This is a genomic window from Micromonospora sp. ATCC 39149 (assembly GCF_000158815.1).
Classification (GTDB): Bacteria; Actinomycetota; Actinomycetes; order Mycobacteriales; family Micromonosporaceae; genus Micromonospora.
The window spans coordinates 2,873,232-2,887,325 of the sequence record NZ_GG657738.1 but is presented as its reverse complement, the minus strand read 5'-3'; the positions used below and the strand labels follow the sequence as shown (position 1 = coordinate 2,887,325).

Annotated in this window: 11 protein-coding genes and 1 riboswitch; of the genes, 4 read left to right on the top strand and 7 right to left on the bottom strand. The window is 74.0% G+C overall.

The window, feature by feature from the left end; all coding sequences use genetic code 11:
• Nucleotides 1–117 precede the first annotated feature (117 nt).
• From MCAG_RS12195 to MCAG_RS12170, 6 genes are read right to left on the bottom strand one after another with little or no spacing between them, the layout of a single operon-like run.
• Nucleotides 118–738: a hypothetical protein gene (locus tag MCAG_RS12195; RefSeq protein ID WP_007073277.1), complete on the bottom strand. Its 621-nt coding sequence runs from the start codon at nt 736–738 to the stop codon at nt 118–120.
• A gap of 38 nt (nt 739–776) precedes the next feature.
• Complete coding sequence (locus MCAG_RS12190) at nt 777–1,526, bottom strand: ATP/GTP-binding protein (RefSeq protein WP_007073276.1); 750 nt, start codon at nt 1,524–1,526, stop codon at nt 777–779.
• Nucleotides 1,504–1,965: a DUF742 domain-containing protein gene (locus tag MCAG_RS12185; protein ID WP_007073275.1), complete on the bottom strand. Its 462-nt coding sequence runs from the start codon at nt 1,963–1,965 to the stop codon at nt 1,504–1,506. Before MCAG_RS12185 ends, MCAG_RS12190 begins: the two co-directional genes overlap by 23 nt.
• Nucleotides 1,962–2,426, bottom strand: a complete 465-nt coding sequence (locus MCAG_RS12180; protein ID WP_007073274.1) for a roadblock/LC7 domain-containing protein — start codon at nt 2,424–2,426, stop codon at nt 1,962–1,964. The genes MCAG_RS12185 and MCAG_RS12180 overlap by 4 nt, the downstream gene beginning before the upstream one ends.
• The gene (locus tag MCAG_RS12175; protein WP_036373212.1) at nt 2,423–5,269 is read right to left on the bottom strand and encodes a sensor histidine kinase; all 2,847 of its coding nucleotides are present in this window, start codon (nt 5,267–5,269) and stop codon (nt 2,423–2,425) included. The genes MCAG_RS12180 and MCAG_RS12175 overlap by 4 nt, the downstream gene beginning before the upstream one ends.
• Nucleotides 5,259–6,494, bottom strand: a complete 1,236-nt coding sequence (locus tag MCAG_RS12170) for a hypothetical protein (RefSeq protein ID WP_007073272.1) — start codon at nt 6,492–6,494, stop codon at nt 5,259–5,261. The genes MCAG_RS12175 and MCAG_RS12170 overlap by 11 nt, the downstream gene beginning before the upstream one ends.
• 365 nt (nt 6,495–6,859) lie before the next feature.
• Between MCAG_RS12170 and MCAG_RS12165 the strand changes: the two genes are divergently transcribed.
• From MCAG_RS12165 to MCAG_RS12155, 3 genes are all read left to right on the top strand, one after another.
• Nucleotides 6,860–9,727: an alpha/beta fold hydrolase gene (locus MCAG_RS12165; protein ID WP_036373210.1), complete on the top strand. Its 2,868-nt coding sequence runs from the start codon at nt 6,860–6,862 to the stop codon at nt 9,725–9,727.
• Entirely contained in the window at nt 9,727–10,593 is an 867-nt protein-coding gene (locus tag MCAG_RS12160) for an ABC transporter permease subunit (RefSeq protein WP_036373208.1), read from the top strand. The genes MCAG_RS12165 and MCAG_RS12160 overlap by 1 nt, the downstream gene beginning before the upstream one ends.
• Nucleotides 10,594–10,944: 351 nt before the next feature.
• Complete coding sequence (locus MCAG_RS12155) at nt 10,945–11,394, top strand: DoxX family protein (protein ID WP_007073269.1); 450 nt, start codon at nt 10,945–10,947, stop codon at nt 11,392–11,394.
• A gap of 218 nt (nt 11,395–11,612) precedes the next feature.
• On the opposite strand, the gene MCAG_RS12150 is transcribed toward MCAG_RS12155, so the two are convergent.
• A complete protein-coding gene (locus MCAG_RS12150) occupies nt 11,613–12,311 on the bottom strand; it encodes a hypothetical protein (RefSeq protein ID WP_007073268.1) in 699 nt (232 codons plus the stop codon).
• Between the two features lie 179 nt (nt 12,312–12,490).
• Nucleotides 12,491–12,622, top strand: a riboswitch (SAM riboswitch).
• A 12-nt stretch (nt 12,623–12,634) separates the two neighbouring features.
• Here MCAG_RS12150 and thrC point away from each other — a divergent pair.
• On the top strand, nt 12,635–13,921 hold the full coding sequence (thrC, locus tag MCAG_RS12145; RefSeq protein ID WP_007073267.1) for a threonine synthase: 1,287 nt from the start codon (nt 12,635–12,637) through the stop codon (nt 13,919–13,921).
• Nucleotides 13,922–14,094 lie beyond the last annotated feature (173 nt).

Genomic DNA, 14,094 nt, shown 5'->3' with positions numbered 1-14,094 from the left:
GGCCCCTTGTTAACGCCTGCGGTAGAGAGGGGTTCCCCTCTCACGCCGCCAGGTGGCGAGCAGCCGCCCTGGCCGGCGCGGCGGTGGCGTTGCCGGGCGGGGCGAGGACGCGGCGGGTCAGCGCGCGGGGTCAGCGTGCTGATCGGTGCCGTCGAGCAGCGACGGGTCGCGCCGGATCAGCTCCGCCAGCCGGGCCGCCGGGTCCGCCTTCACCCCGTCGACGCCGGACGTCCACGCCGGTACGGTCTTGACCGACAGCGGCCACACCGGCGGCGGTACGGTCGTGGCCTCCGCGCCGACCGTCACCTGCCCGTCCGACCAGCCGACCCGCAGCGGGTACGCCTGCCCGTCGTGCTCGACCCGCAGGGCGACCGTCATGCCGGGGTGCGCCGTCACCACCCGGGCGACAGCGTCGGCCACCTCCTCCACCGCGTCCCACCCGGCGACATCCGTCGGGCGGGCGGGCGGGGCCGGGACGCCGCCCGCCCGAGGGGGCAGGGGGGCCGCCGCATTCTGGTCGGCGTCAATTCCCGGCTCGGCCTGCGGAGCCGGGATGGTGCCACGTCCCGGCTCGGCCCGCAGGGCCGTAGTGGCGTCCAACCCGTCCCACCGGGCCGGGTTCTCCCCCGGGGCGGCCGGTTCCCGGCCGGACTCGTCACCCGGGTCCACGCCCCGCCGGCGGAGTGCCTCCTCACGCCGGGCGAGCCGGGCCAGTGTCTCGTCCAGGTCACCTCTCATGTCGCCACCCTTCCGCGCGTGGACCGAACCGGGCCGGTTCAGTCCCTCCTGTTCCGGGTGGCCCGGTCCAACGCCCGGTCCAGGACGACCAGCAGGGCGTCCCGGACCGAGAGCCGGTCCCGGGCGTCGAACTGCACCAGGGGCACCTGGTCGGAGATGGCCAGGGCCCACCGGATCGAGGCGAGGTCCAGGGCCACCTGGCCGTCGAAGGCGTTCACCCCGACGACGAACGGCAGCCCGGCCCGCTCGAAGTAGTCGATCGCCGGGTAGCAGTCGTCCAGCCGCGCGCTGTCCACCACCACCAGCGCGCCGAGCGCCCCCCGGGCCAGGTCGTCCCACATGAACCCGAAGCGGGACTGGCCGGGGGTACCGAAGAGGTAGAGCTTGAGGCTGTGGTCGATCGTCACGCAGCCGAAGTCCATCGCCACCGTGGTGGTGGTCTTGCCGGACCGCGCGCCGGGGTCGTCGATGCCGATCCCGGCGCTGGTCATCTCCGCCTCGGTGGTCAGGGGCGCGATTTCCGAGATGGCCCCGACCGTGGTGGTCTTGCCCACCCCGAAGCCGCCGGCGACGAGGAGCTTGACCGGGATCGGGGGCGGGGTTCGGCCCGCACCGATGTCCGGTGCGCCGTGCCGTGGCCCGGTTTGCGGCCGGTACGGCGGTGGCGGCGTGGCGCGCCCGGTGGCCGGCGTGGCACCCGCCGGGGTGCCGTAGCGGGCGGCGGCGCTGTTGGCGGCGAGTCCGCCCAGCGGGGCCGGCGGCCATTCAGGAGATCGCACGGAGTCCATCAATCACTCGCAGGATGATGTCGGGGTCAAGGGCGTCGTTGGCGGTGCTGACGTGCACGTCGAGGTGGCCGGCGGCCCGGAGGTCACCGACGAGGACCCGGGTGACGCCGAAGTGCAGCCGGGTCCGAGCCGAGATCTCCGCCACCGATATCGGTTCCCCGCAGAGCGCGATGATCGCCTGGAGCTCGGGGGTGAGCCGGAAGGCCGGTCCCGCGCCCCGGGCGCCGGGGTCGGGCCGGGCGGTCACCTGGGTCTCCAGGCTGATCGCCGGGTCCACCCCGGCCACCCTGCCGGAGGTCAGCACGAACGGGCGTGGTCCGGCCGGCAGCTCCGGGTCCCGGCCGGGAAGATCGTCGCCTGGGGACGACGCCCGCAGGTAGGGCCGGATCCGGACGGCGGGTTCCGGATCCGGCCCGGTGCCGGCGACGTCCGGGCTCACTGCTGGACGGCGTTCTTCAGCTCGGCGATCAGTCGCGGGGTGAGGGCACCGCCGGCCCGTCCGGCGAAGAGGGTCATCTCGTACGCCACGGTGCCGAGGTTCGCCGACCGGTCGGCCACCACCCCGAGCACCGAACCGGCGCTGATCGCGCTGATCAGCAGGTAGCCGTCGGCCATGTCGACGATCACCCGGTTCAGCCCGCCGAGGGCGTACCAGCTCGCCGCGCCGCCGGCGAGGCTCGTCATGCCGGAGACCACGGCGGCGAGGCGTTCGGCGTTCGACCGGTCCTTGATCGCCGACATGGCCATAAGCAGCCCGTCGGAGGAAACCGCGATCGCCTCCACCACACCGGCCGTGCTGGAGGTGAACGAGTCGAGCAGCCAGTTGAACGTGCGGGCCTCCGGGCTGAGGTTGCCGGGGTGCTGGTGCTCGACGTTTTCGTGCAGGTACGGGCTGGTCACCGTTTTGATCCCTCTTCGTAGCGGCGGTCTGGACGGGCTTCGCGCAGTGCACGGGCGACGCCCGCCTCGAACTGGTTGATCAGGTCGCGTACCTCTCCGGGGTCGCCGGGATTGGCCGGGGGAGTGGGCCGGGGCGGCGGGACGGCCAAGTTGGCGCCGGGGACCCGTCGAGTCAACCGGGGGCGGTCGGCGGGCGGGGAAGCCACCGCCGGGGGAGCCACGGCGGGGGGAGCCACGGCGGGGGGAGCCACGGCGGGGGGAGCCACGGCGGGGGGAGCCGGGACCGGGGGCGCCGTGGCCGGGCCGCCGGCCGGGCGGTGCAGTTCGGCCCGGCGTACCCCGGCTTCGAACTCCTCGACCAGCGCGCGGGCGGCGGCCGGGTCGGCGGTGGTGGCGTCCACCGGGCCGACGACCGGAGCGGTGGGGCGCAGGTTCGCGCCGGGCACCCGCTGGCGGATGCCGGACGTGTTCCGCAGCGCCCCGGCAACCGGCCCGCTTGCCCCGGCCTGGGGCCCGGGCAGGTCGGCCGGCTGGTTGCCGAGCAGCGGGCCGGTCGGGGAGGCGGGCCGGGTTCGCGCCGGCAGGACCGGCGTGGCGTCGGGTACGCCGGCCCCGCCGACCGGCCCGGCGGCACCGAGTGGCCGGACCGAGCCGGGCGCCGCCGGGGGAGCGACGGCGCCGGGCGCGGCCGGAGTGCCCCCGACGGTCGGCGGGGCGTCCAGGGTGGGCGTTGCGGCCTGCGGGTACTTGGTGACCGTGGCCGCCGGCTCCGCGACCGCCCCGAAGGCGTTCCACGAGTCGCCCGACTTCATCGACCGGGTGGCGCGGTTGAGCAGCTCGCGGTCCACGCCGAACGCCAGGGTCCCGTCGACCGGCTCGGTGCCGATGGGCGCGGGGTGGGGCGAGGTGGCGACGGCGGCCAGCGCCCGGCCGGACGTTACCGGCCAATCCGGCACGGTCGCCCGGGCCACCGTGGCCCCGGCCCGGTCGGCGGGCGGTACGACCAGCAGCGCCGACGGGACCTCCACCCGGGCGGTGATCCCGCCGCCCGCGGTCGGGACGAGGTCCACGGTCCAGCCGTGCCGGCGGGCGAGCCGGCCCACCACGAAGAGTCCGAGCACCTCGGTCGGGGCGAGGTCGAGCCGCTCCCGCTGGGTGAGCCGGGAGTTCTCCTCGGCCAGCCGCTCCTCAGTCATCCCGATGCCGTGGTCCACCACCGACAGCCGCATGCCGTGTTCGGTCGGCGCGGCGGTCACCACAACCCGGGTGTGGGGCGGGGAGAAGACGGTGGCGTTCTCCATCAGCTCGGCCAGTGCCAGCACGAGGTCGCCCACGGTGGCCGGCGCCGCCGACACCCCGGCGGGGACCTGCATGTCGACCCGGGTGTAGTCCTCGATCTCGCCGAGCGCGAGGCGGACCACGTCGGGCAGCGGCACCGGGGCGACGTGCCCGTCGGTGCCGGTCGAGCCGGAGAGCACCACGAGGCTGCCCGCGTTGCGGCGCAGCCGGCTGGAGACGTGGTCCAGCCGGTACAGGTGCTCCAGCCGCCCGGGGTCGGTCTCCTGCTGCTCCAGTCGGTCGATGAGCGCGATCTGCCGGCCCACCAGGTTCTGCGTACGCCGCCCGACGTGCCCGAACATCTGTGCCACGTTGCGCCGGCCGGCGACCTGCCGCTCCACCAGCCGGGCGGCGGTGGTCTGGACGCGATCGAACGCGCGGGCCAGGTCGCCGATCTCGTCGCGGCCCAGGGTGTCGATCGGGTCGAGGTGGACCGGCGGTACGTTCTCGCTCTCGTCGTCGACGACCCGCACCAGCTCGGCCTCGGCGGCCCGGGCGACCCGGTCGGCGGAGCGGGTGAGTCGGGTCAGCGGGCGGGCGACCAGCCGGGCCACCACCATGCTGAGCAGCACCACGGCGAGCAGCACCAGGGCCGCCGTGCCGCCTACCACCCAGGCGGCGGCGAGCGCCCGCCGCTGTTCCGCGCGCACCTGCGTGGTGACGTCCGCGGCGATCTTCTTCTCCACGAACTGACCGATGGTGATGACCGACCGCACGGAGAGGAAGAGCGTGTCCAGCGGCACCGCCGCGACGGCGGCGACGGGGTTCCTCGCGCTGTCGGCGACGAACGTCGGGCTGGTCCGGGCCGCCACCGCCGTGTCGTTCAGCAGGGCCAGCGCCAACTGCTCCGGGGTGATCAGGCTGCGGAACCGGATGGTGTCCACTCTCAGCGCGGCCATGCAGGCGACGTAGCTGGCGACGGTCTTCGGGTCATTGGTCGCCTTGACCAGGACGATCAGGGTGGAGCACGCGCCCAGGCTCTCGTCGGCGCGCAGCAGCAAGTCCAGGGCCAGCACCTGCTGACCGGCCGGGGTGGTGGTGTCCACCTGCCAGGCCAGCCGCAGCGAGTCGATCAGCGCCAGGGAGAGCGGGGCGAAGGCGTCCATGACCTGGGCCGCAGTGGCCTGGCCGGTGAGCACGGCGGTGCGTATGTCGGCGAGCCGCCGTAGCCCGTCGAGGGCGGTGGTGACCTGGTCGGTGAGCTGGCCGCGCAGCTCGGCGCGGATGTCGGCGACGCGGTCGTCCACGGCGGCCGACTTCTGGATCAGCTCGGTACGGGACACCTGGCCGAGCAGCAGGCCGACGGAGAGCAGGCGCTCCTGCTGGAGGTCCTGCACCAGGCTGCCGACCCGGCTGGCCACCCGGACAACCTCGGCGGTGCCCTCCGCCCGCTCGGCGGCGGCGACCCGGTCGAGCACGATCGGCACGGCGAGCCCGACCATGCTGAGCAGCGGGATGACCACGAGCAGGGCGAGTTTGCCCCGGATGCGGAGCCTACCGAGCATCGAAGGGCCCCCACCGCTCGGCACCGGCGACGCGACCCTGCCCGGCCGGCTGAAGCATCCGGGGCTCGGCCGGGGCGAGCGTGCCGATCGGCGCGGCTGGCCGGGAGTCGGCCGGGGGTTCCCAGCCGGAGCCGCCGGCCGGCGGGCCCGTGTCGCCGCCGTCGGCCCGGCGGTCCCGCTCGGCGCGGCGGGCGCGGCGGGCCGAGGCGACCAGCACCGCGCCGAGCGCGGCGAGCAGCAGGGCCGCCGTCCCCGCTGCCCCGCCGGTGAGCCGGCGGTCCCGGTCGAGCCGGTCGAGCCGGTCGGCCAGCAGCGTGTCCAACTCGTCGAGGATGACGGGCTGGAGCTGCCTGGTGGCGTTCTGCGCGGCGGTCCGGGCGGCGACGAGGTTGGCGAGCGCGCGGGCCGCCGCCGACGCGTCCGTCACGCTGGACGCCGAGGCCGGGGCGGCGAGCGCGCCGAGCCGTTCGATGGCGCGCTGGTAGGTGTCCAGGTGGTTGAGCACGCTCGCGCCGAGGTTGGCGCTGTCCGTGCTGTCGACGGCCGCGCGCAGGTTGGTGATCAGGTCGTTGGCGGGGCCGATGGCGCCCGTCCACAGGGCACCCAACCGGGGCACCAGGGCGATCCGCTCGGCGACCGGGAGGCTGGAGGCGACGGTGGCCAGGTCGGCGAGTCGGCCGGTCGCCACCATTGACTCGGGCAGTTCGTCGCTGATCGCGTCCTGGAGGTAGAACGAGTCGGCCTGCTGGTCCCGGATCAGCCCGGAGCCCTCGCGCACCTTGCGGTGCAGGGCCAGCAGCAGGTCGGTGGCCTCGCCGTACGCGGCGAAGGTCGCCTGCGGGTCGGTGAGCCCCTTCTCGGGCAGCGCCTCCAGCTTGGCCCGCAGCCCGGTCCACCGCTCGTGGGTGCGCAGCTCGTCGCCGATGCGGGTGTCGATGGCGGCGACGTCCGCGACCGTCCGGTTCAGCGCCTCCCGGGACTCGGTCCGGCCGGCGATGGCGGCGGACTGGGCGTCGACCAGGGCGAGCGTGAGCGGGCCGAGGGCGCGCAGGTACTCCACGCCCAGCCGCTCGCGGGCCAACAGGTCGCGGTCCTCGCCGGTGAGGCGGTGCTGCTGGACGAAGAGGAACGCCATCGGGGCGAGCAGCGCCACCACGAGCAGCAGCGGCAGCACGCGGCCGGACAGGGAGGGCCGTCGAGGGCCCCGCTGCGCGGGGACGGTCATGTGTTCTCCTCCGGCGACGGCGGAAATGGGCAGGTGCCGGGGTTGCCGAGCGTCCCGCTCACCGGACCGGAAAACTAGCGGACCTGCACCGGCACACAGAGCCGTCAGCCGGTCAGTTTTGCGTCACTTCGAGCGATGTCACCTCTCGTCTATCGCCGGGGCACCCTCGGTGGAGACAGTCCGGTCTACATGGGCTGATAGATGCGATTTAGGTTGAACATCGGAATTCACATGATCCGAATTCATCTCGCTGTGCTGCGCTGGACGCTGCGCAATCGACCGGATATCGTCGCCGATCGGTCAGACCGAACGGACGTACGGAGGATCCCAGCGAACGCTCAGGAACCTCCCCGTACCGTTGCCGCATGAGATCGCCGTTGTCGGCCGCACCGGTCCGACGGGCCCTGGCCACCCGCCGCCGCCGGATCGTCGCCGGATCGGCGGCGACCGTGCTGCTGGCCGCCGCCGTGCTGTGGGCGGCCCGGCCCGGCGAGGCCGGCTTCCGCACCGAGCCCGCGATGATCAGCGTCCGCTCCGGCCCGACCGGCGACGAGCCGGTCGACCTGGACACGACCTTCTACCTGCCCGACGGTGCCTCGGCCGACCGCAGGGTGCCGGCGGTGCTGCTCGCGCACGGCTTCGGTGGCACCAAGGAGTCGGTCCGGTCCGACGCCGAGGAACTGGCCGGCCAGGGGTATGCGGTGCTCACCTGGACCGCGCGTGGCTTCGGCCGCAGCGGCGGCCAGATCCACCTGGACAGCCCCGAGCACGAGGTTCGGGACGCCGAGCGGCTGCTGGACTGGCTGGCCGCCCGCCCCGAGGTGCGCACCGACGCCGCCGGCGACCCCCGGGTCGGCGTGGTCGGCGGCTCGTACGGCGGCGGCCTGGCCCTGCTGCTGGCCGCCCAGGACAAGCGGGTCGACGCGATCGTCCCGATGATCACCTGGAACGACCTGTCCCGCGCGTTCCTGCCCGAGAGCACCGGCGGGCCCGCCACCTCCGGCGTGTTCAAGAAGGGCTGGGCCGGGCTGTTCTTCGGCGGCGGCAACGCCGGCTCCGACCCGGCCGGGTTCTCCGGGGGCTCGGCTGCCCAGCCCGAGGATGCCCCCACGTCGGCGGGCCCGCCGAGCCCGGCGCCGGGTGCGGGGCCGGGCACCGGGCCGGGGCGCGCCCCGTCCGGGGCCGCCGACCCGTCCTGCGGTCGGTTCGCCGCCGACGTCTGCGCCGCGTACCTGCGGATCGCCGCCAGCGGGCGGGGCGATCAGGCGGCCGTGGACCTGCTCCGCCGGTCCAGCCCGGCCGGCGTGCTCGACCGGATCAAGGCACCGACCCTGCTGGTGCAGGGCGAGGCGGACACCCTCTTCCCGCTCGCCGAGGCCGACGCCAACGCGCGCGGGATCGCCGCGGCCGGCACCCCGGTCCGGGTGGCCTGGTTCACCGGCGGCCACGATGGCGGCGACGGGCCGCGCAACGACTCCGACCGGGTGAAGTACCTGACCGTGCAGTGGCTCGACCACTACGTCAAGGGCGAGGGCGCTGCCCCCGGCGACGACTTCACGTACTCCCGGATCGCCGGTTTCGACGCCCTCGACCGTGGCCTGGTCGCCACCGGCTACCGCACCACCGACTACCCGGGCCTGGGCGGCGACGCGCGCCGCGAGGTCGCGGTGACCGGGCCGGCCCAGCCGATCGCCAACCCGCCCAACGGCAACCCGGCGGCCATCTCCTCGGTGCCGTTCGCCGGCGCGTTCGGCTCGCTGCTCGGCAGGGTGGCCGGCGACGTGCCCGGCCAGCACGCCCGGTTCGAGTCGGCGCCGTTGCCCGAGGCGGTGGACGTGGCCGGGTCGCCGACCGTCACGCTGCGGGCGGCGTCGGCCACCGGCGAGGCGGTGCTGTTCGTGAAGCTCTACGACGTCGACCCGCAGGGCGCGGCGACGCTGCCCAACGGGCTGGTCGCCCCGGTCCGGCTCACCGGCCTGCCGGCGCAGATCGAGGCCGCGAAGCCGGTCACCGTCACCCTGCCGGCGATCGTCCGCCGGGTCGAGGCCGGGCACCGGCTGCGGGTCGTGGTGGCGACGTCCGACCAGGCGTACACGACGCCGGTAGAGCCGGCAATCTACACGGTGGCGGCCGGCGACGGTCCGCTCGTGCTGCCGACCGTGGCCGGCGTGCCGATCCCCACCACGGCCACCGTCTGGCGCTGGGTGCTGGCCGGGCTGCTGGCCGCCATCGCGGTCGGGCTCGTCGCGGTCGTCCTGATCGCCCGCCGCCGGCACCGTCGCCAGGACAGCTCCGTGCATCCCGAGTACGCGGGCACGCCGCTGGCCGTGCGCCAACTGCGCAAGGAGTACGCCGACGGCTTCGTCGCCGTGTCGAACGTCGACTTCGAGGTGCACCCCGGCCAGGTCGTCGGCCTACTCGGGCCCAACGGCGCGGGCAAGACCACCACACTGCGGGTGCTGATGGGGCTGACCCAGCCCACCGCCGGGGAGATCTACGTCTTCGGCCGGCGGTTGGTGCCCGGCTCGTCGGTGCTGTCCCGCATCGGCGCGCTCGTCGAGGGGCCCGGCTTCCTGCCCCACCTGTCCGGGTTGGAGAACCTCAAGGCGTACTGGCGGGCCACCGGCCGGCCGTGGGCGGACGCGCACTTCGACGAGGCGCTGGAGATCGCCGGGCTCGGCGACTCGGTGCACCGCAGGACCCGCAAGTACAGCCACGGCATGCGGCAACGCCTGGCCATCGCCCAGGCCATGCTCGGCCTGCCCGAGCTGCTGGTGCTCGACGAGCCGACGGACGGCCTGGACCCGCCGCAGATCGCCGAGATGCGCCGGGTGCTCCAGCGCTACGCCACCGAGGGCCGGGCGGTGCTGGTCTCCAGCCACCTGCTCGCCGAGGTGGAGCAGACCTGCACGCACGCGGTGGTGGTCAACAAGGGGCGGATCGTGGCGTCCGGCCCGGTGGAGGAGATCGTCGGCGAGTCGCCGAGCGTGTTGTTCGACGTGACCGACCCGGAGGCGGCGCGCGACGTGCTGGGCCGGCTGGCCGGCGTCCGGGTGCTGCCCGACGCCGAGGGGCAGCTGGTGGTGGACACCAACGGCACCGCCCGTAGCGAGGTGGTGGCCGAGCTGGTCCGGGCCGGCATCGGCGTGGACCGGGTGGTGCCACGCCGCCGCCTGGAGGACGCGTTCCTCGCCCTGGTGGGCGAGAACTCTCGGGGAAGCGGGGACCGGTGATGGCGCAGTCGTCTTCCACTGTGGGTGCGGCGGCGGGCTATCGGCCGTCGGCGACCCTGCCGTTCGCGGCGGAGTTCCGCCGGCAGGCGTCGCGGCGGCGTACCCAGCTCGCGCTCGGGTTCATGGTGCTGCTGCCGCTGATCGTGCTGGTCGCGTTCCAGTTCGACTCCGGCGACGACGACGGCGGTGGCGAGTTCTCCAGCCTGGCCGACCTGGCCACCTCGGGCGGGCTGAACTTCACCCTCTTCTCGCTGCTGGTCTCCGCGTCGTTCCTGCTGGTCGTGGTGGTGGCGCTGTTCTGCGGTGACACGGTGGCCAGCGAGGCGAGCTGGGGCAGCCTGCGCTACCTGCTGGCCGTGCCGGTGCCCCGGGCCCGGCTGCTGGCGGTGAAGCTGCTGGTGGCGCTTGCGTACTCGGGGTTGGCCCTGCTGCTGCTCGCCGGCACCGCCCTGCTCGCCGGCACCCTCCGGTACGGCTGGGAGCCGCTGCGCAGCGAGGTCTCCGCCCAGCTCGACCCGGCCGAGGGGCTGCTGCGGCTGGTGGCCGTGCTCGGGTACCTGGCGGTCGTCCTGCTGGCGGTGGCCGGGCTGGCGTTCCTGCTCTCGGTCGTCACGGACGCGGCGCTCGGCGCGGTCGGCGGGGCGGTGCTGCTGTGGATCCTGTCCAGCATCCTGGACCAGATCACGGCGCTCGGCGGGATCCGGGCGTTCCTGCCCACCCACTACGCCAACGCCTGGCTGGGACTGCTGTCGACGCCGGTGCAGACCGACGACCTGGTACGCGGCTGCATCTCCGCGATCGCCTACGCCACCCTGTTCTGGTCGCTGGCCTTCTGGCGTTTCACCCGCAAGGACGTCACGAGCTGACGGCCGCGCCGCCCGCCCGGACCATCGTGCCCGGCCGGGCGGGGCAGCGACCGAACCCGTCACCGCGACTCCCACCCACCACCCCACCGCCCTCGGCGATCTTGCAGTTGCAGATCGGGCAAAGGGAGCGAAACGCCCTCTTCGGGAGGCCGTAGGCGCAAGGCCGGTGCGTGGGGAGGCGGTGGCGGGGAGTGTGCGGGGATGTGGTGGGGTGTGGGTGCGGGTCGCCGCGGAAGCGGCTCAGCATGTCGTGGGAGCGTTCCCACAATGAGACGTTATCGACCTTGTCAAATTCTTGACGCACGGTAAGAATACCGTAAGAATATCGATTTTCGTCAGTGGAGGTGTTGTATGAATCTTGACCGACTCGGCGGTCCCGTCCTGTCCCTCTTCCGCATGGTGATTGGCCTGCTCTTTCTGTTCCACGGCCTGTCGTCGCTGTTCGGTATGTTCGGTGGTGCCCGAGGGACGGGCCAGGCGGTTCCGCTGGGCACCTGGCCAGGCTGGTACGCCGCCCTGATCCAGGCCGTCTGCGGCGCGCTGGTGCTTGCCGGGCTGTTCACTCGACCCGCCGCGCTCCTCGCCTCCGGTTCGATGGCGTACGCGTACTTCGTGGTGCACCAGCCCGAGGGGCTGCTGCCGCTGCGCAACGGCGGTGAGCTGTCGGCCCTGTTCTGCTGGTCGTTCGTGCTCATCGCGGTTCTCGGCCCCGGGTCGTGGGCGGTCGACAACCTGTGGGGGCGCCGCCGGGAGCCGGCCGTCGCGGCCCCTGCCCAGGGCAAGCGCTCGGTGCCCGCGTGACCGTCGCCCCCGCCTGACCGCCGTGCCGCCGCCGGGGCGGGTCGCTGTGGCCGGCGGGGCGGCCACCCGCCCTGCCCACCCCCCGGCGGCCCACCCCCCGGCGGCAGTCGCCGCGCCCCGCTGCCGTATCCCCGTTCCGGTGTCGCCGGCGCGCGCCGGCTGACACCATCGCCCAGGTGGGCAGCCGCAGGCATCCGGGCTGACACCACCGCTGACCGCTAGGGCGTGTACGGGGCGTCCGTGTGACTCGTCTCGGTGAACGTGCCGCCGGAGAGCCGGTAGATCGACGTCCGCCTGATGTCCAACTCGGCCATGCCGCGGCCGTCGGAACGGGTCAGCCAGACGACCTTCGCCGCGCCGCCCGAGACGCTTATCGACTCGACCGGGGTCCGGTCGCCCAGGTCCGCGAGGCTGCGGTAGACCGGCTCACCGTCGGCGTTGTGCCAGACGACCAGCGTGTGGAAGGTGCCGCTGCCCCCGGCCTTCAGGGCGACCGCGCCGACCGCGTCCGCGGCCCCGTCGCCGTCGAGGTCGCCGATTCCGCAGGGCTTCTGGAGGGTGACCGTGGCACCGTCCTCCCCGGACCAGACGCCCTCGCTCAGCGGGAGGTAGTCGGCGTACCCCTGGTAGGGAACCTCAATGCTGCCGACGTGCGCGCTGGCGAGCTGCTTGCAGGTCAGCGCGGGCACCTTCTTCGGCGTGGGCTTCGGTGGCGTGGTGCTGGGGGTCGTCGTCGACGGCGCGGCGGGACCGGTCGTCGGCGCCGGTGCGTCGGTGACCGGCTCCGTGGCGGCCGGTACGTCCGTGGCCGGTGCGGTGGTCGTACCCGCCGAGGTGGTGGAACCGCCGGCGCCGCAGCCCGCGGTCAACAGGCAGGCCAGGGCGGCGATCGCGAAGCTGGGCACGGTCCGACGCATAAGCCAGTTCCTCTCTCGGGTGGCGGTTGCCCGCACCGTAGCGGTCGCGCGCCACCCGGCCCCGGGCCCCCGCGGAGGCGACGGTGTGACCAAGTTGGCACCCGCGACCTGGCCCATACGCTGGGAACCTCGGGTGGCAGCCGCCGTGATCCGCCGTAGACTTGGCCATACAACTGAATACCTCATCCAGAGGGGCAGAGGGATACGGCCCGACGAAGCCCCGGCAACCACCCGCACGTTCGATGACGAGCGGCGCGGACAGGTGCCAATTCCGTCCCCGCCGCAGGGTGCGATGCGGGGAAAGATGAGAGGACCTCCTCGACATGACGTCGACCCTCGCCACGCCCGGCATCGACACCACCGCCAGCCCCGCCCGTGCCCTGGTCTGCCGCGCCTGTTCCGCGCGCTACCCGCTGGCCGCGCAGCACGCCTGCTACGAGTGTTTCGGCCCCCTGGAGGTCGACTACGACACGGCGGCCCTGGCCCGGGTCACCCGGGAGCAGATCGAGGCTGGCCCGCAGAACCTCTGGCGCTACGCCGCCCTCCTGCCCGCCGGCCAGGACCCGGCGACCCGGGTGACCGTGAACCCGGGGCTGACCCCGCTGGTCGCCGCCGGCAACCTCGCCGCCGAGCTGGGCATCATCGCCCCGCTCTGGGTCAAGGACGACAGCGCCAACCCCACCCACTCGTTCAAGGACCGGGTGGTCTCGGTGGCGCTCACCGCCGCCCGGGCCCTCGGCTTCACGCGGTTCGCCTGCGCGTCGACCGGCAACCTGGCCAACTCGGTCGCCGCCCACGCGGCCCGCGCCGGGGTCCCGTCGATCGTCTTCATTCCCAGCGACCTGGAGCCGGGCAAGGTGGTCACCACCGCCGTCTACGGCGGGGAGCTGGTCGCCATCGACGGCTCGTACGACGACGTGAACCGGCTCTGCGGCGAGCTGGTGGAGACCGACGAGTTCGAGGACACGGCCTTCGTCAACGTCAACGTTCGGCCCTACTACGCCGAGGGCTCGAAGACCCTCGGGTACGAGGTGGCCGAGCAGCTCGGCTGGCGGATCCCGGCACAGGTGGTCATCCCGATGGCCAGCGGCGAGCTGCTCACCAAGATCGACAAGGCGTTCAGTGAGCTGGTCGAGATCGGTCTCGTCGAGGCCCCGGCCGGCGGCTGGAAGGTGTTCGGCGCCCAGTCCGCCGGCTGCAACCCGATCGCCGCCGCCCTGCACGCCGACAGCGACACCATCACCCCGGTCAAGCCGACCGGCATCGCCAAGTCCCTGAACATCGGCGACCCGGCCGCCGGCCTCTACGCCCTGGAGGCCGTCCGGCGCACCGGCGGGTGGATGGAGTACGTGGACGACGACGAGATCCGCGCCGGCATCCGGCTGCTGGCCCGCACCACCGGGATCTTCGCCGAGACCGCCGGCGGGGTGACCGTGGCGGTGCTGCGCAAGCTGGTCGAGTCCGGCCGGCTCGATCCGACGGCGGAGACGGTCGTGTTCAACACCGGCGAGGGCCTCAAGACCATCGACGCCGTTGCTGGCCAGGTCGGCCCGACCCACCGGATCAAGCCCTCGTTGCGCGCCGCCCGCGACGCCGGCCTCCTCGGCTGACCCGCCCCGCCCGCACACCCGGCCCCGGCCGACCGTCCCGGCATGATCGACTTCGTGTCGCCGACGTGGCGGTGTCCTGCCTTTTGGACGCCTCCGTGTCGGCGGCGTCGGCATCGACGGCGCCGGTCCGCCAGGCCCGCCCGTCCCGACAGCCGAGGCGCGCATCCACCAAA